The organism is Klebsiella sp. WP8-S18-ESBL-06, from assembly GCF_014169755.1.
Lineage (GTDB): Bacteria > Pseudomonadota > Gammaproteobacteria > Enterobacterales > Enterobacteriaceae > Kluyvera > Kluyvera ascorbata_B.
In genome coordinates, this window is sequence record NZ_AP022256.1 from 4,257,104 (window position 1) to 4,275,073 (window position 17,970).

At 57.3% G+C, this 17,970-nt stretch carries 14 protein-coding genes; 8 read left to right on the forward strand and 6 right to left on the reverse strand.

The genetic code is table 11. The features are described from left to right. The first annotated feature begins 78 nt into the window (after positions 1 to 78). Complete coding sequence (locus H7R76_RS20480; RefSeq protein ID WP_182966299.1) at positions 79 to 996, forward strand: GntR family transcriptional regulator; 918 nt, start codon at positions 79 to 81, stop codon at positions 994 to 996. On the opposite strand, the gene H7R76_RS20485 is transcribed toward H7R76_RS20480, so the two are convergent. Genes H7R76_RS20485 through H7R76_RS20495 form a run of 3 tightly spaced genes read right to left on the reverse strand, consistent with a single transcriptional unit; the run spans position 993 to position 5,554 of the window. Continuing rightward, a complete protein-coding gene (locus H7R76_RS20485; RefSeq protein ID WP_182966301.1) occupies positions 993 to 3,155 on the reverse strand; it encodes a glycosyl hydrolase family 28 protein in 2,163 nt (720 codons plus the stop codon). The two genes, H7R76_RS20480 and H7R76_RS20485, sit on opposite strands and share 4 nt — an antisense overlap. Before the next feature lie 15 nt (positions 3,156 to 3,170). Then, entirely contained in the window at positions 3,171 to 4,253 is a 1,083-nt protein-coding gene (locus tag H7R76_RS20490; RefSeq protein ID WP_182966303.1) for a glycoside hydrolase family 88/105 protein, read from the reverse strand. Positions 4,254 to 4,264: 11 nt separating this feature from the next. Then, on the reverse strand, positions 4,265 to 5,554 hold the full coding sequence (locus H7R76_RS20495; RefSeq protein WP_182966305.1) for an ABC transporter substrate-binding protein: 1,290 nt from the start codon (positions 5,552 to 5,554) through the stop codon (positions 4,265 to 4,267). A 422-nt stretch (positions 5,555 to 5,976) separates the two neighbouring features. Between H7R76_RS20495 and btsT the strand changes: the two genes are divergently transcribed. The 4 genes from btsT to H7R76_RS20515 all read left to right on the forward strand — a co-directional run bounded on the left by btsT (position 5,977) and on the right by H7R76_RS20515 (position 10,385). Further along, on the forward strand, positions 5,977 to 8,127 hold the full coding sequence (gene btsT / locus H7R76_RS20500) for a pyruvate/proton symporter BtsT (RefSeq protein ID WP_182966307.1): 2,151 nt from the start codon (positions 5,977 to 5,979) through the stop codon (positions 8,125 to 8,127). 107 nt (positions 8,128 to 8,234) lie between these two features. Further along, positions 8,235 to 8,438: a YbdD/YjiX family protein gene (locus H7R76_RS20505; RefSeq protein ID WP_106930447.1), complete on the forward strand. Its 204-nt coding sequence runs from the start codon at positions 8,235 to 8,237 to the stop codon at positions 8,436 to 8,438. 10 nt (positions 8,439 to 8,448) lie between these two features. After that, a complete protein-coding gene (yjiA, locus tag H7R76_RS20510) occupies positions 8,449 to 9,402 on the forward strand; it encodes a GTPase (protein ID WP_182929526.1) in 954 nt (317 codons plus the stop codon). A gap of 437 nt (positions 9,403 to 9,839) precedes the next feature. Beyond that, on the forward strand, positions 9,840 to 10,385 hold the full coding sequence (locus H7R76_RS20515; RefSeq protein WP_106930451.1) for a YfaZ family outer membrane protein: 546 nt from the start codon (positions 9,840 to 9,842) through the stop codon (positions 10,383 to 10,385). Positions 10,386 to 10,440: 55 nt separating this feature from the next. Here H7R76_RS20515 and H7R76_RS20520 read toward each other — a convergent pair whose 3' ends face one another. Both H7R76_RS20520 and H7R76_RS20525 read right to left on the reverse strand, forming a co-directional pair. After that, complete coding sequence (locus H7R76_RS20520) at positions 10,441 to 11,811, reverse strand: NAD-dependent succinate-semialdehyde dehydrogenase (RefSeq protein WP_182966309.1); 1,371 nt, start codon at positions 11,809 to 11,811, stop codon at positions 10,441 to 10,443. A 137-nt stretch (positions 11,812 to 11,948) separates the two neighbouring features. Next, positions 11,949 to 14,489 (reverse strand): penicillin G acylase, encoded by a 2,541-nt coding sequence (locus H7R76_RS20525; RefSeq protein ID WP_182966311.1) that lies wholly within the window; start codon positions 14,487 to 14,489, stop codon positions 11,949 to 11,951. Between the two features lie 222 nt (positions 14,490 to 14,711). Between H7R76_RS20525 and H7R76_RS20530 the strand changes: the two genes are divergently transcribed. Together H7R76_RS20530 and H7R76_RS20535 are read left to right on the forward strand one after the other, a co-directional pair. Further along, entirely contained in the window at positions 14,712 to 15,455 is a 744-nt protein-coding gene (locus H7R76_RS20530) for a helix-turn-helix transcriptional regulator (RefSeq protein ID WP_182966313.1), read from the forward strand. Between the two features lie 47 nt (positions 15,456 to 15,502). Beyond that, complete coding sequence (locus tag H7R76_RS20535) at positions 15,503 to 16,144, forward strand: LysE family translocator (RefSeq protein ID WP_182966315.1); 642 nt, start codon at positions 15,503 to 15,505, stop codon at positions 16,142 to 16,144. A gap of 40 nt (positions 16,145 to 16,184) precedes the next feature. On the opposite strand, the gene H7R76_RS20540 is transcribed toward H7R76_RS20535, so the two are convergent. After that, complete coding sequence (locus H7R76_RS20540; RefSeq protein WP_182929532.1) at positions 16,185 to 16,349, reverse strand: DUF1127 domain-containing protein; 165 nt, start codon at positions 16,347 to 16,349, stop codon at positions 16,185 to 16,187. Between the two features lie 178 nt (positions 16,350 to 16,527). On the opposite strand from H7R76_RS20540, the gene H7R76_RS20545 reads away from it, so the two are divergent. Beyond that, positions 16,528 to 17,952 carry an aminotransferase-like domain-containing protein gene (locus H7R76_RS20545; protein WP_182966317.1) on the forward strand — a complete coding sequence of 475 codons (1,425 nt, stop codon included), beginning with the start codon at positions 16,528 to 16,530 and terminating at the stop codon, positions 17,950 to 17,952. Positions 17,953 to 17,970: the final 18 nt, after the last annotated feature.

A 17,970-nucleotide genomic window follows, 5' to 3' on the forward strand; every position in this document is an offset into this window, starting at 1 on the left:
AGTGCAACAAATTCTTGTGAATGCCAACGCAGAAATAGGTTTTAAATTCGTTTTTAATCATTATCAGGAGGATGCAGCATGAGCCGTTCGCAGAATTTACGTCGTAGCGTGGTGAATCAGATTATCGATGGTATCGCCCGCGGTCATATTCCTTCTCCGCTGCCGGTGCAGTCGGCGCTGGGCGAGATGTTTAACATCAGCCGCACCACCGTCAGGCACATTCTCACCCACCTGCAGCAGCGCGGCGTGCTGGAGAAAATTGGCAAAGATTACATCGTGCTACGCAAACCTGATGCGCTGGACGGCTTTGAGTGCACCCAGGCGCCGCTCGAAGAACAGACGCAGATTTTTGAACAGGCATTTTTTTCAATGATTAACCAGCGGCAGCTAAAGGCCGGGGAAGTGATGAGCGAAATTGCCCTGGCAAAAATGGCCGGCGTCAGCCCGGTAGCAGCCAGAGAATATTTGCTGAAATTTGGTCGCTATAATCTTATCGTCAGCGAAAAGCGCGGTCTGTGGCGTATGAAAGAATTTGACCGCCCCTACGCCGAGCAGCTTTTTGAATTACGCGAAATGCTGGAATTACACGCCCTTCAGCGCTTTCTTAATTTACCCGACGGCGACCCTCGCTGGCTACAGGCGAAAACATTACTGGAGCACCATCGGCAATTAAGAGATCGTATTGGTGACAACGTAAAAACATTCTCCCAGCTTGACCGGGATTTTCATGCCTTATTGCTTTCGGCCGCCAACAATATATTTTTTAATCAGTCACTGGAAATTATCTCGGTTATTTTCCACTTCCACTATCAGTGGGATGAAAGCGATCTTAAACAGCGCAATATTATCGCCATTGATGAGCACATGATGATCCTGACAGCGCTGATCTGCCGTAACGAGATCGATGCCACTCTGGCGCTGCGCAACCATTTAATGACGGCGAAGCAGTCAATGATCCGTTCGATCGATCAAACTGCCCGCCGCCGTTCCGACTAGCGCAGCGGCTTCACCTGCCGCTGCTGTGCATCCTGATCGCCCATAAAGTGGCCAATCGCCAGCAGCATCTCCAGCGCCTCGTGGCGGCGCAGATAGCGGCGTGGGCGGAAGCGGCCTTCCTCATCGCAGCGCATAAAACCAAAGGCCACCGCGCGCTGAGCATTGGTAAGGTAGATATCGCGCAGAATGCGCCCGTCGGTAAAGGTCGATTGCAGCATCGTGGAGGCGTTACGGTACGACACGCCGCAGCTCATCATGGCGACCGTCGCCGCCTCTTCGCGACGAATCGGACGGTCGGGCAGGAATTTCCCCTGCACCAGCGCCATCATGCCGCGCTGAATCAGGGCGGCAATGCCCGGATACCAGACGGAATCCGGCGCAATATCCTGGATGACGACCCCATTCGACGGCTGATACTGCAATCCCCACAGGCGAATGATCATCTGCGCTAGCTCAAAGCGGGTAATACATTCCGCGCCGCCTTTCTCTTCGATCACCCCGCGCGCGCACAAAATACCGGCATTAACCGAATGGCTGCTCGCCAGATCGATGCTGCCCTCCGGCTGAATCAGCCACGGCTTACTCAGCAGGCTCATCTCTCCGTGGTTTACCCGACAGCGTACAAAACGCCCGGCCATCGTCGGCGTGAGCGCCAGAATATCGCCCTCGCCCAGCGGCGTCATTGGCCCTTCCGCCGTTTTTCCCAGCCACCACGAATAGCGCAGGACCGCATCGTCATTGCCCGGCAGCTGCGCAATCGCCCGTAGATAGTCGCCCACCTGCGGTAGCCCGCGAATAAACAGCTGCACCGGGCGCGGATAGGCCAGCCCGTTAATGGTGACATTTTCCATCTTCACGCCGCTGCCCCAGTGGGCGGCGTGCAGCGGATGCTCAACGTCGGTGATGCGAATATCCTTCAGCACCAGCCCTTCAATTGGCGACTGTGCCAGCCCTTCGATAAACAGGCCGTATTCGCCGCCGCTCGCTTCCAGATCTTCAACCACGATATTGCGAAAACGCGGCAGATGGCTGCCGTAAACGCCCTCGGCATAGTTCATGGTGGCGTGGACCACCGCATCGCGCACCCGCTTCACCCGCGAGTGGCGCAGCCAGACGTTTTCAATCACCCCGCCGCGCAGGGCGTTAGCTTTGAGGCGCAGCGGGTAAGTCAGCGCCGGGCTATCAAATTCATTCCCCACGGCGAACACGTTGCGGATACCGCCGCTCATCTCGCTGCCTAACGCAATGCCGCCGTGGCCATCGGCAAAACGGTTATGGCGGATGATGATGTTTTCACAGGGAATATTGGCCTCACGCCCGTCGCGATCGCGCCCGGACTTAATGGCGATGCAGTCATCACCGGAGTCAAACAGGTTATCTTCAATTAATACATCGCAGCAGCTTTCCGGGTCGACGCCGTCGTTATTGTGGCCGTGGGAGCGCAGCGTCATGCGCCGGACGGTAACGTTGCGGCACAGGACCGGGTTCACCTGCCACATCGGCGAATTGCGCAGCGTAACGCCTTCCAGCAGGACGTTCTCACAGCGCAGGGTCTGAATAAACATCGGCCGCAGGTAGTGGCCGTCGCCAAAACGGCGCTCGGCGACCGGCACGCCGTTGAGGTTCATTTCGCGCAGACGCAGGCTGGCGGGGCGCTGCAGGTTGCGGGCGGAGGTCGACCAGGCGTGCTCAATCTGATGCGTCCAGTGCCACCAGACGCTGTCGCTGGCCTGACCGTCCAGCACGCCCCGCCCGGTCAGCGCAATATTCTGCGCATCGCAGGCATAAATCAGCGCCCGGTAGTTCCACAGCGGCGAGCACTCCCAGTGGCCGAAAGCCAGCGGGTAGTGCGCTTCGGTGGTCTCGGTCGTGAACAGCAGCACGCTCTGTGGGCTATCCAGATGCAGGTTTATATTGCTGAGCAGCGCCAGTGAGCCGGTAAGATAGCGACCGGCTGGCACCACCACTCTGCCGCCGCCCTGGCGGTGGAGATGAGCGATCGCCCGCTGAATTGCCTGGGTGTCCAGCGTGACGCCGTCGCCGACGGCGCCAAAATCGCGCACGTTCACCTCGGCTGAAGGAATACGCGGATCGTGGATCCGCGCCAGAATTTTTTGCTCTTCCTCGACGCTCAGCACCGCGCTGGGGTTTGTCGTCATGACCTTGTCCTTAAGTTATCCGTTTAGATGGGCAAGCGCTTCCCCTAGCGCCAGCATGGCCAGCGACTGCCCGTAGGCGCGCTGACGAACGCGGATATCCAGATAGTGCTGGAGGTCGCGTCCTACCGATGTGCCAGCCGACACGTCAGCCACTTCCCCTTGATCGTTAATCCGTGCAATCAGCGCCTGGATGCCCGCCCACCCCGCATCACGGCAGCGGTTGTCCAGCAGCCCCAGCCGCGCGCCTTTCAGCAGCGCGTAGGTCAGCCCGGCGGTACCCGACGCTTCCTGATAGCTTTCGGGATGGTCGATTAACGTCGACCACATCCCGTTGTTATGCTGGTAGTGCACCGCCGCCTGCATCTGGCGGACAAACGCCTCGCGGATAAAGCGCGTATTCGCGTTATCCGCCGTCACCATTTCCAGAAAATCGACGCTACCCACCGCCGCCCAGCCGTTACCCCGCCCCCACAGCGCCGCACCGTAGTTGTTACGTTCGATAAAGCTCCAGCCATGCATCCACAGACCGCTGCGGCGGTCGACGAGGTATTTGATGTGCAATAAGAATTGATACGCCACATCGTCCATGTAGTGCGGTTTATTGAGCAGCTGTGACGCGCGGGCGTGGAACAGGCCGCTCATAAACAGCGTATCAACCCACAGTTGCTCTTCGTTAAGATGGTCGCTGGTGCAGTGGGTATAGCCGTTTTCCTGGGTGCGCAGCAGGCGCGTGTCGATCCAGTCGGCGTAGTCGGCGATATCCGTCAGCCAGCCGGTTTCGCCGAGTTCAGCCGCCATGCAGGTGGCGGTCAGCATCGGCGCCATCCGGTTGATGTTTTTCTCCGGCAGCCCTTCAGCCATCCGCCGGGAGAACCAGCCGTTCAGGTAATCGAGGTAACGCGGCTCGCGGGTAATCTGATACAGACGCCAGATGCCGTAAATGCCCACCCCCTGCGACCAGTCCCAGTTTTCAATCGACAGGTCAGAAGCGATAACCTTCTGTTTTTTTAGCTCGGCGTCGTTGGTGCGCACCACAATCACTTCATTAAACAGCGTATCCAGCTTGCTTAAAATCGACTCTTTTAATAATTGCGACATAACCACCTCAATTACATGATCTTTTTCAGGACGCGCTGCGCGCGCTGGGGAAATTCATCGGCCAGTTGTTCAAGGGTGAGCTGCCCGTAGTCATAGCGCTGAACCGCATCGAGGAAGTAGGACAACAGCTGTGGGTTTTCAAACCACGGCGACGGCTCAATTTTGCCCATCAGCTGGTCTACCTGCGCCAGCCCCTGCACCTGGATCTGGCTGTTATCCAGCACGCCGTCCTGTTGCAGGACTTTTACCGCTTCGGCGCTCAGCGGCACGCCGCGCTGGAGGCCCATGGCTTTAATCCCCTGTGGGTCGTTGAGCAGGAAGTTAATCAGCTTCGCCGCCAGCTCTGGGTGTTTGCTGTTTTTACCGATGGAGAACATCATCGCCGGTTTAAAGAAGATGCCCGCATCGGTTGCCCCTGGCAGCATCGGATACGGCCCCACTTCCAGATGCGCAGGCGCGCGCAGGCTACCGGCAAAGGTACCGTCGGTGCTCCAGGTGTGGACGCCGCCGATTTTGCCGTCCAGCCATGGTTTAATTTCCCAGGCGTTGGCTTTGCCGAAGGCCGAGAGATATTTCATGGAAGGAATAACATGGTTATCCACCAGCTTTTTGTACATGCCGAAATAGTCCAGCCACTGTTCGCGGCTGTAGGTAAAGGCTTTTTTCTGCGGGTCGATCATCGGGATGTTGTATTTCTGCACCATGTAAGAGTTCAGAAACGTCATGATGGTGGTGTCATGATTAGCGAGGATAAACGGGTAGTAGTCGTCTCCCAGCGTATTTTTAAACGCCGGACCGGCGGCAATCATCTGTTCCCAGGTCTGCGGATAGGCAACGCCCGCTTTTTTCCACAGTTCCGGATTGTAGTACATCGAACGCCCGGTCATCGCCACCGGCACACCGTTCAGCTTGCCGTTCATCGTCACCAGTTGCTTGCCCTGGCTGGAAAACTGGCTGAGGTCGATATTCGCCGACTGGCGGTTAATATCGTAAAACCCGTCGCCGTTCTTCGAGAACATCACCAGCCAGTTCCAGTTAATCTGCATCACGTCCGGTTCGGTATTGCCCGCCAGTTGGGTGCTCAGGCGGGATAAATAGCCGTCCCAGCCGCTGGGTTCGGTATTGATTTTAACGTCCGGTTTTTGCGCTTCGAAGGCTTTAATCGCCTCAGTGGTGGCCTGATGGCGCTGGTTGCCACCCCACCACGACATGCGCAATTCCGTGGCGGATTGCCCCACCGCAGGCCACAACATGCCCGCTCCCAGAACCAAACAAAGTGCTTTTAGCCGCATATTTTTCATTGTGTTCATCCTTTTTATGGATACAGGTCGGCAGGCTGCATGGCTCACCGGCCGGGTTGAGCCAATAGTCGGGAAAACGCGGCGGCGGGGAGAGGGTCATCACGCTGAGTTGTGATCAATTAGTGACAATAGTGTTTTTTATTGGTTTTTAATCATACGTAGTTGTGCGCAGAGAAACGGCAACAGGAAAAAAACTTGCGATCTCAATCACATATTTTGCCGTCGAACAAAGGTTGTCCAACCGCTTACCGCGAAAAGCAACCGCTTAGCCCTCACTTTCAACCGCTCACGCATTTACCCAACTATACGCGCGCGTATCTCTGACAAACTCATCATCAGAATCAATACCTCCTCAATCCCCAAACGCAAAAAACAACGGCAGCTTCGGCTGATTATTAATCTTAAAAAAACCAGGTTTTACTATGGATACGAAAAAGCTATTCAAGCACATACCCTGGGTGATTCTCGGAATCATCGGTGCGTTTTGCCTCTCGGTCGTCGCCTTACGCCGCGGTGAGCACGTCAGTGCCCTGTGGATCGTCGTGGCGTCGGTTTCTGTTTATCTGGTGGCCTATCGCTACTACAGCCTGTACATCGCCCAGAAGGTGATGAAGCTCGACCCCACGCGCGCAACGCCGGCGGTCATTAACAACGATGGCCTGAACTACGTGCCGACCAACCGCTACGTGCTGTTCGGCCACCACTTCGCCGCTATCGCCGGTGCCGGCCCGCTGGTTGGGCCGGTGCTGGCCGCGCAGATGGGCTACCTGCCGGGTACCCTCTGGCTGCTGGCGGGCGTGGTGCTCGCGGGCGCGGTGCAGGACTTTATGGTGCTGTTTATCTCCACGCGCCGTAACGGTTCGTCACTGGGCGAAATGGTCAAAGAAGAGATGGGCCGCGTGCCGGGCTCCATTGCCCTGTTCGGCTGCTTCCTGATTATGATCATCATCCTCGCGGTGCTGGCGCTGATCGTGGTGAAAGCCCTGGCAGAAAGCCCGTGGGGTGTGTTCACCGTCTGCTCCACCGTGCCGATTGCGCTGTTTATGGGTATCTACATGCGCTTTATCCGCCCGGGCCGCGTCGGCGAAGTGTCGGTGATCGGTATCGTGCTGCTGGTGGCTTCCATCTACTTCGGCGGCGTGATTGCCCACGACCCGTACTGGGGCCCGGCGCTGACCTTTAAAGACACCACCATCACCTTCGCGCTGATTGGCTATGCCTTTATCTCTGCCCTGCTGCCGGTATGGCTGATTCTGGCACCGCGCGACTACCTCGCGACCTTCCTGAAAATCGGCGTTATCGTTGGCCTGGCGCTGGGCATCGTGATCCTCAACCCGGATCTGAAAATGCCAGCCGTGACCCAGTACATCGACGGTACCGGCCCACTGTGGAAAGGCGCGCTGTTCCCGTTCCTGTTTATCACTATCGCCTGTGGCGCCGTTTCCGGCTTCCACGCGCTGATCTCCTCCGGCACCACGCCGAAGCTGCTGGCCAACGAAACCGACGCGCGTTTCATCGGCTATGGCGCGATGCTGATGGAGTCCTTCGTCGCCATTATGGCGCTGGTGGCAGCCTCTATCATCGAGCCGGGTCTTTACTTCGCGATGAACACGCCGCCAGCAGGTCTGGGCATCACCATGCCGAACCTGCATGAAATGGGCGGCGAGAACGCGGCGCTGATTGCGCAGCAGCTGAAAGATGTCACCGCCCATGCGGCAGCGACCGTCAGCTCCTGGGGCTTCGTGATTTCGCCTGAGCAGATCCTGCAAACCGCGAAAGATATCGGCGAACCGTCGGTACTGAACCGCGCGGGCGGCGCGCCAACGCTTGCGGTCGGTATCGCCCACGTGTTCCACAAAGTGCTGCCGATGGCCGATATGGGCTTCTGGTACCACTTCGGGATTCTGTTCGAAGCGCTGTTCATCCTTACCGCACTGGATGCCGGTACCCGTGCAGGCCGCTTTATGCTGCAGGATTTGCTCGGTAACTTCGTGCCGTTCCTGAAGAAAACCGACTCGCTGGTCGCTGGCGTTGTCGCGACTGCGGGCTGCGTAGGCCTGTGGGGCTACCTGCTGTATCAAGGCGTGGTTGACCCGCTGGGCGGCGTGAAGAGCCTGTGGCCGCTGTTCGGTATCTCTAACCAGATGCTGGCCGCCGTGGCGCTGGTGCTGGGTACGGTTATCCTGATTAAGATGAAGCGCACCCAATACATCTGGGTCACCACTATCCCGGCGGTATGGCTGCTTATCTGCACCACCTGGGCGCTGGGCCTGAAACTGTTCAGCACCAACCCGCAGATGGAAGGCTTCTTCTACATGGCTAGCCAGTACAAAGAGAAGATTGCTGCCGGTGGTGAGCTCACTGCACAGCAGATTGCCAACATGAACCACATCGTTATCAACAACTACACCAACGCAGGCCTGAGTATTCTGTTCCTGGTGGTGGTGTACAGCATCATCTTCTACGGTTTCAAAACCTGGATGCAGGTGCGCAATAGCGATAAACGTACCGACAAAGAAACACCGTATGTGCCGGTACCGGAAGGCGGCGTGAAGACCTCTTCACACCACTAACCTCTTTGCCGGATGGCGCTGCGCTTATCCGGCCTACAAAAAGTGCAGTCTGTAGGCCGGATAAGGCGCTAGCCGCCATCCGGCTTTATTCATATCTGGAAGAGACAATGTTTGGTAACTTAGGTCAGGCAAAAAAATACCTCGGTCAGGCGGCAAAAATGCTGATTGGCATTCCGGATTACGACAACTACGTCGAACATATGCAGACCAACCATCCGGATAAACCGTACATGACCTACGAAGCGTTCTTCCGCGAGCGCCAGCAGGCGCGCTACGGCGGCGATGGAAAAGGCGGCATGCGCTGCTGTTAAAGGAGACATCATGGCACCGATTGCAGTTACCCTACTTACCGGTTTCCTCGGCGCAGGCAAAACCACCCTGCTGCGCCATATCCTCAACGAACAGCACGGCTTTAAAATTGCCGTGATTGAAAACGAATTCGGCGAAGTCTCCGTCGACGACCAGCTGATTGGCGACCGCGCCACCCAAATAAAAACCCTGACCAACGGCTGTATCTGCTGCACCCGCTCTAACGAACTGGAAGACGCGCTGTTGGACCTGCTCGATAACCTCGACCAGGGCAACATCAGCTTTGACCGCCTGGTGATTGAATGCACCGGCATGGCCGATCCCGGCCCCATCATCCAGACCTTTTTCTCCCACGAGGTGCTGTGCGAACGCTACCTGCTGGACGGCGTGATTGCGCTGGTCGACGCGGTGCACGCCGACGAGCAAATGAACCAGTTCACCATCGCCCAGTCGCAGGTGGGCTACGCCGACCGTATTCTGCTGACCAAAACCGACGTCGCTGGTGAGGCCGAAAAGCTGCGCGAGCGTCTGACGCGCATCAACGCCCGCGCGCCGATTTACACCGTCACCCACGGCGATATCGACCTGAGTCTGCTGTTCAACACCAACGGCTTTATGCTGGAAGAGAACGTGACCTCGAAGCCGCGCTTCCACTTTATGGCCGACCAGCAAAACGACGTGTCGTCGATTGTGGTGGAGCTGGATTACCCGGTGGATATCAGCGACGTCTCCCGGGTGATGGAAAACCTGCTGCTGGACTTCGCCGACAAGCTGCTGCGCTACAAAGGGATGCTGTGGATTGACGGTGAGCCAAACCGCCTGCTGTTCCAGGGCGTACAGCGTCTGTACAGCGCCGACTGGGACAGGCCGTGGGGCGATGAAGCGCCGCACAGCACGCTGGTGTTTATTGGCATTCAACTGCCGGAAGCGGAAATTCGCGCGGCATTCGCCAGCCTGAAAAAATAACCCGTAGCCCGGCCAAGCGAAGCGCCGCCGGGATTAGCACCGAGCCGCTCCCGGCGGCGCTTCGCTTGGCCGGGCTACGCCAATTGCCTGAATCATGCCCCCTCCGCCCCGAAAGGGGGTAATTAAATGCGTAGAAATGTAAATATCCATTTTTATTCATGACAATCGGAACGTTTTTGGAAATTATTAGAAAGACAATTAATTCACTGCCAACCAATATCCCCCGCTCTGTTCAAGGTACGTTTAGGCAAAAACTAAACGGGCGCTAAACGTCAAAACGCTAATTATTGACGCAGGTAAAAACAAACAGACAAGCAACAAAAAAACACCATGCCAACTACAACTCCAGTATTAAAAATCGACATGAGTCACATTTGCAGAAGTAAAATCCACTTGTTAAGGTGTCCTCAGATTAATTTTATGACGAGGAATAAACCATGAAAAAGCTTAATATCCTGCTCCTTTCCGCTCTGACCGCCGTATCCGGTTCCGCACTGGCGATGGGCGGTAGCCTTGAGCAGGGTAAAAACTTTACCAACCTGAATCTGGAAATGGGTAAATCCTCATCCGGCCTGTACGCAGAAAGCAACTGGCTGAAAAACACCGACGACGGTACCCAGACCGGCGGCGTGGGCGCTGGCTATAACCTGGAAGTCGGTCCGGTGATGCTGAACGCAGGCGCGAAAGCCATCTACATCGGCCCGAAAAAAGGCGATAACGGCGTGGCGTTCCCTATCGGCGGCGGCGTTAGCGTAGCCCTGACCGACAGCATCCGCGTCTTTGGCGAAGGCTATGCCGCGCCGGAAGGCCTGAACAACAGCGTGAAAAACTACGTTGAAGCAAACGGTGGCGTAAGCTGGTCGCCAATTTCACTGGTCACGCTGAAAGCGGGCTATCGCCACGTCAGCGTTGACGGCAAAGACGGTCGTCCAAACCACACGCTGATTGACGGCGCTTACATTGGCGGCGGCGTAAACTTCTAACGTTACCCACTTCCCAAAAAAACCTGCCCGATGGCAGGTTTTTTTATGGCTGCCGCTATTGGCGCACCACTACCAGCTTCTGGTTCACAAACTCTTTGATCCCCAGATCCGACAGCTCGCGCCCGTAGCCGGAACGCTTCACGCCGCCAAACGGCAGTTCAGCCGCGGTATCGGTGAGCCAGTTGATGTACACCATCCCGGTCTCAATGCGCGAGGCCATTTTCTTCGCCCGTTCAATATCCTGGCTAAAGACCGCACCGCCCAGCCCGTAGTGGGAATCATTGGCCAGCGCAATCGCTTCATCATCGTTCTTCACCACGTAAATCTGCGCGACAGGGCCGAAGAATTCTTCGAAATACGCCGGGTTATCGCGGGAAATATGGGTCAGGATGGTGGGCTCGAAGAAGCTGCCGTCACGCTGCACCGGCTTACCGCCGAGATGCAGCTTCGCGCCGTTTTTCACTGCTTCGTTGACCTGTTTGGTCAGCGTCTCCAGCGCGTCTTTTGACGACAGCGGGCCAAGCGTGGTGCTTTCATCCAGCGGGTCGCCAATTTTTGCCTGCTTAAACGCTTCGGTAAACTTGCTCAGGAAGGCATCGGCAATTTTCTCATGCAGCACAAAACGTTTTGCCGCGGTACAGACCTGACCGGCGTTGTTCAAGCGGGCATTAACGCCAATTTTCACCGCTTTATCGAGGTTGGCATCGTCCAGCACCACGAAGACATCGTTACCTCCCAGCTCAAGGGTCGATTTCTTAATGTGCTTCGCCGCCTGTGCCGCCACCACGCTGCCCGCCTTTTCAGAACCGGTCAGCGCCGCGCCCTGTACGCGCTCGTCGGCGATAATCTTCGCCACCTGATCCTGCGAGATGTACAGGTTCGCCCACGCCCCTTCCGGTGCGCCCGCTTCACGCACCAGGTGCGCAAAGACCTCTGCGCAGTGCGGCACAATGCTGGCGTGCTTCGCCAGCACCGGGTTACCTGCTGCCAGGTTCGGGGCCAGCACGCGCATCAGCTGGTAATAAGGGAAATTCCACGGCTCAACGGCCATCAGCACGCCGATAGGATGATGTTCGACCCAGGCCTCGCCGAGCTCGGATTTGTACTTCACCGGCGCGAGAAACTGCTTCGCGTTGTCGGCGTAGTAGCGGGCAATTTGTGCGCACAGTTTCACCTCGCCGCGACTTTGGGCGATCAGTTTGCCCATCTCCTGGCTGGCAATCTTCGCCAGCTCCTCAACGCGGGCATCGATCAAATCGGCTAATTTGTGGAGTACCGGCAGGCGCTGGTCGATATCCCCTTTTGCCCAGTCGGAATGGTAGAGCGCATCGGCCGCTTTCAGCGCCGCTTCAACGTCCGCATCGGTGTGAGAAGGGTATGCTTTGATAAGCTGGTTAGTGGCAGGATTAACTGTCTGGTAAGCCATCGTGAATCTCCTTGTTTTTACCGCTTAGGGTATTAAGGGTAGTCAATCTGGCTGGCTGCGGGCGTAAAGTTGGGTATAAACGGAGGTTTCCGAATAGGCATCCCCCGCCTGACAAGACGGGGGATGACAGGAAAAAATTACCGTTTCACCTGTAATACTTCCTGCGATTCCTTATGCGACTCCACCTCTTGCGGCGTTAACCACAGCGATTTACGGCCGAAGGTTTCATACATTTTTAGCTGATCGTCATAGTGCTTATCCGCCTTGCCGTCCGGGGCAATAAACCCGCTTTGACCCGGCGCGACCACGTCCCAGGCAAGCACCGGGCTTTTGCTGGCCGACGGCGAGAACACGATCATGTCATTTTCCGTGCCGCGGTTCTGGTATTCCGCCTGATGACGCGCTTCATCCGCTGCCGCCTGCGGCACGCCGAAGAAGTTATTGGCCCGGAAGGTCAGCGCCATCGCCGGCGTTTTCCAGCCGTTCAGGTCGTTGCCGTAGCGCTTTGACAGCGTCAGCCAGGCATCGTCCAGCGCCGCCAGCACCACCTCGTGCTGCGGTTTTCCGCCAAACAGATCGACCGCCTGCGGAATCGGCGACTTCTCGCCCTGCAGCGCTTCGTAAAGGATCTTCGCCCCTACGCTGATGTTCAGCGAGCCGGTTGGCCCGTCCTGCGTCGTCTCATAGCCGCTGGCGCTGTACCAGTCAGCGAACGGCTTCGGTACCGCCGTCACAACCGTGCGTTTCAGCATACTGGTCAGCCAGGCGTTGAGAATCGCCGAGCCCGGCTGCTGATAGGTTTTACCGCCTTCGTTGAGCAGATTGCTGCCATCCCAGCCGGTTAGTTTATCCACCAGCTGGCGACGCGGGTCGCTCACCGGCAGGCTCGCCGTCGCGTCCTTGAGCGTCGGCAGGAAGAGCCGCAGGTTCAGATCCTGACGGCTGGTTTTGCGGATCACATCCCAGGCCTGATCGGCGGTAAAGCGCGGCTGCTTATCAAGAATGCGGTCAATCTCGGTCACGCGATCCGCGCCGCCCCACAGGAAGGCAAACAGATCGGATGCCGGATAATCTTTTTGCGGTGAGTTGTTCCAGTTGGCGATATAGCCCGACTGCGGGTTATACACTTTCGGGTTCAAATCAAAAGAGAGCAGCCCCTTCCAGTCCCACTTTCCGGTGCCGGGCACCGGCAGACGCGGGTCGTGACCCGGCTGGCGGTCAGGATACGCACCGGTATGCACGTAGCCGATATTGCCGTTCACGTCGGCGTAGTACCAGTTGATGGTCAGCGCCTGTTTTGCCGCCTGCTGCGTCCACTCCTGCCAGTTTTTGGCCTTCATCTGGTGAGTCCACGCCAGCAGCGATGCCACCTCTTTGCCTTCCCACGCGCGCGCCTTGGCGTAGGCAGTTTGTGTGGTTGGGTCGGTTTTCATCACATTACCGTGCAGGGTGCGCCAGACGGTGAAGGTCTCCGGCTGGCCGTCTTTGACCTTAATGGTCTCTTCGCGGCTGAGCATTTTTACCCACTGGCCGTTATGCTGATAATAGCCTGGCTTATCTTTCGACAATTTTTCGGCAAAGATGTCGACATCATCGCCGAAACCAGCGGTAGAACCCCAGGAAATCGTGCCGTTGTGGCCAAACACCAGGCCAGGATAAGCAAACGGCGTATTGCCGGTGACGTCGTAGCCCGCGCCGTGCAGGCCAATGCCGTAGGTATAAGCAGGCGCGTACCAGCCGAACTGCGGGCCGTTGACCATAATGGCCTTTGCATCCTGTGCTTTGTTTTTACCAATTACCCACATATTGCTGGTTGTCGGGTAGCCCGCCAGCCCGTTGGCCCCGCTCTGCGCAAACTGCGCGGCGATGGTTTCCCGGTTTTGTCCCGCCGTCAGCGCCAGCAGTGCGCCGTCTGCGCCTTTTGCCGGCCGGTCGAGCATCGGTGCTGGCAGGTCGTAACGCGGGAGCAAGGCCGCCGTTTGCGTATTGTTAAGGTCGAACCTGAGCGGATAGTGGCTCTCCTTAGGGGAAATGGTCGTTGGCGCGGAAGGGTTCACCAGCCATTTTAACTGGTCAAAAACCGCCATCCCCTGCTGCTTACCGTATTTGTCTTTTAGCGCCGTCAGCAGCGCCAGGTTATCAATTTCGCTGGTACTGTCAGAGAAACGGTTCGCCATCGTGCCGACAAAAACCATCGCCACATCAAAAGGCTGCCAGTGCTGTGGTGCAAAACCAAAGGTGGAAAACTGTTTTGGCAGCAGCGTGCCGGGGTTGGCGTTCACTTTATCAATCCAGGCGTTCATGCCGTCGGCATAGCCTTGCAGGATGGACTTATCCTCCGGTGCTAGCGCCGCAATTTGCGCCCGGATAGAATCCGGCCAGTAGTTCTGGCGAATCCCCTTATCAAAACTGACGAACGACTTGCCGAGGACTTCAGAGACCGTGCCCTGCGTGCTGCGCCGCGCCATCTCCATCTGGAACAGGCGATCCTGCGCCACTACGTAGCCATAGCCGTAAAACAGCCGATAGGTATCATCGGCGTAAATATGCGGCATGCCGTATTCATCGCGAACAATCTTGACCTCAGTCTGGGCACCTGCCGCCAGCGCGGAAAGGCTCCAGGAACACATCAGGGAAGCAGCAACACAGTTCACGATCATACGATTTGTATTTTTCATTGTATCCTCTTGCAGGTGTATGATTAGCGAGTTGATACTAGCTGTGAAGCAACACTTATCTATATGAGGCGAATGATTTCAGCGTGAACTGTGAGTCTGATACCAGTTATTTGATACATTAAATTCGTTAATGTGATCTAAAGCGAATCGTTTATTTCTCACGCATCTCCACCCACCTTTCCCTAATGTGGTATAAAAATAAAAAACCGCCGGGGGAAGCGAATGACCACACCACGCGATATTCATCAGACCTTCACTCGGCTGCCGGGGCTTGAACGACGCAGCACCTGGCAGAGCACGCAGGCCTATAAGCGCCACAGCCACCCGCAGCTCTCGATAGGGGCGATTCTCGAAGGCGGAACGCGCTGCGTCTGTGACGGGCAGGAGTCCCTTTTGTCACCTGGCGACCTTATCGTTATCCCCGCCAACGCGCCGCACAGCTGCAACCCGATACAAGGAAAGCCGCGCAGCTACCATATGCTCTATATCGACACGCCGCTGCCATTAGCCCGGCAGGTCATTCGCAACGATGCGCTGTTCAACCTGTATCTCACCGTCGTGGAGCAGATGTCCGCCGACGCGCTAACCACGCTGTTATCCGCTCTCTCCCTGCGAACGGGCGTTGATGAAAAACTGCGTTCCACCAGCCAACATCTGCAGCAGGCGCTACTGGCAAACCCCGTCGCTCCCCCCTCCCTTGACGCGTTCGCCGCACGTTTCTCGCTGCGTAAAGAGACCTTAATCCGAACGTTCAAGCAGGATACCGGCCTGACGCCCGGCAGCTTTCTTAACAACTCGCGCGTGGAGTACGCCAAAGCGCGGCTGCGCGCCGGGGACGAGATTGCCGATGTGGCCTACCAAAGCGGCTTCGCTGACCAGAGCCATTTCCACAAAACCTTTGTCAGCTACACGGCCGCCACGCCGCGTCAGTACGCGCTGGGCAGATCAATATCCGACAATAATTAACGCCTCTTCAGGCCTACGCTGACCTCACGCTTTTTATTGAGGTCGCTATGGAACAGGTCACTACACTCTTCCCTCCCGCGTTTCCCGCACTGGCACTCGCGCACTTTATGGCGCTGCTCAGCCCGGGGCCGGACTTCTTTCTGCTGGTTGGCTACGCATTACGCTTTCGACTGCGCGGCAGCGTGGGCGTTTGCCTTGGCATTGCGGCGGGGAACGGGCTCTACATTCTGCTGGTCGTCATTGGCTCCGGGCTGCTGCGCCAGGCGCCGCTGCTCTTCACCGGTATCGAACTGATGGGCGCCGCGTACCTGCTCTGGGTGGGCCGCCAGCTGCTGAATAGCCGCGCCGGAACACGGGAGTGGCAACATACCGCATCGGCGCTGCCCTCGCTCACCCGACAGCTGCTGCTGGGGCTGGGCTCTTCACTGCTGAATCCGAAAAATGCGCTGTTCTATCTGGCGCTGATGACGGCGCTGCTCGGCCCGGATGTCACACTGGTACAGCAGGCCGTGTGCGGGGTCTGGATGACCGGCGTCGTGCTGCTTTGGGATCTGTTGTTGATCGTACTGATCGCGCTGCCGCAGGTTCAGCGACGGCTCGGTAATCTGGTCTGGAAAATTGAACGTGCGGCTGGTGGCATATTGATCGGCTTCGGCGGCTGGATCTTATGGCAATTTGTGTTGAGCTAAAACGCGGGCGGGCGACGTGTCAGGCACGTCGCCCGTATTTTTAACCCACTTCATCACGGCGCAGCCCAACATCTTTCAGCTGTTCATCGCTCATTCTCTGCAATACACGACGCGTTTGCCGAACTTGCCACCCTTTTTTCATAAAGCGCCACAGTTGCACAAAGCCGATAAACGGCTGTTTTGCCCGGTTCTCATGAAATTCCATACTTTGCCTCCTCACCTTGCCAGAGGCTTTATCTTCGCGGATTTCCGGTCCTGCAATACAGATTCAAAAAACACTTTTCTTTAACATACAGATTCGCTAAAACGATATCTGCGTGCGGTTTTTATCGCCTGACTGTACTGGTTTTCTCATCTGTATGGCGATCACTGGGGATACAGCAATGACGCGTTACCAACATCTGGCCAACCTGCTGGCCGAACGAATTGAACAAGGGCTGTATCGCCACGGCGAAAAGCTGCCCTCCGTGCGCAGCCTGAGCCAGGAGCATGGCGTCAGCATCAGCACCGTACAGCAGGCTTATCAGACGCTGGAACAGCGCCAGCTGATCACCCCACAGCCGCGCTCCGGCTACTTCGTCGCGCCGCAAAAAGCCCAGCCGCCGGTGCCGCCGATGTCGCGCCCGGTACAGCGCCCGGTGGAGATCACCCAGTGGGATCAGGTACTGAACATGCTCGACGCCCGCAATGACAAATCAATCATCCCCTTTGGCGGCGGCTCGCCGGACGTCACCCAGCCCACGCTTAAACCACTGTGGCGCGAGATGAGCCGGGTAATACAGCATAATATTGTCGACGTGCTGAGCTACGACGAACTGCCCGGCCGCCGCGAACTGCGCGAACAGATCGCCCGCCTGATGCTCGACGGCGGATCGGTGGTCACCGCCAACGACCTGATCATCACCAGCGGCTGCCACAGCGCGCTGTCGCTGGCGCTGCTGTCGGTATGCCAGCCTGGCGACATTATCGCCGTGGAATCCCCGACTTATTACGGCACCATGCAGCTGCTGCGCGGCCTAGGGCTGAAGGCCATCGAGATCCCGACCGATCCCAATACCGGGATCAGCATCGAAGCGCTGGAGCTGGCGCTGGATCAGTGGCCGATCAAAGGGGTGATCCTCGTCCCCAACTGCAACAACCCGCAGGGATTTATCATGCCCGACGCCCGCAAGCGCGCGGTGCTGAGCCTCGCTCAGCGCTACGATATCGTGATTTTTGAAGACGATATTTACGGCGAACTGGCCACCGACTACCCGCGCCCGCGCACCATCCACTCATGGGATATCGATGGCCGGGTGATGCTGTGCAGCTCGTTTACCAAAACCATCGCCCCCGGCCTGCGCATTGGCTGGATAGCGCCCGGCCGCTACTACGACAAGCTGCTGCAAATGAAGTACGCCGCCAACGGCACCAACGTGCCGTCGACCCAGCTGGCCGCCTCGAACTTTATCCGCGATGGCCATTACCACCGCCACGTGCGGCGGATGCGGCAGATCTACCAGCGCAACATGGAGATCTACACCTGCTGGCTGCTCGAATTTTTCCCCTGCGGGATCTGCGTCACCCGTCCCACCGGCGGCTATATGCTGTGGGTGGAACTGCCTGAACAGGTCGATATGGTGTGCGTGGCGAAGCAGCTGTGCCGGATGAAGATCCAGGTGGCACCGGGATCGCTGTTTTCGGCATCGGGGAAGTACCGGAACTGCTTGCGGATCAACTGCGCGCTGCCGCCGATCGACAAGCACCGCGAGGTGATGGTGCAGCTGGGAACGGCGGTGAAGGTGGCGATGGAGTGGGCGGTAAAATGAACATATATGATGTCGCCA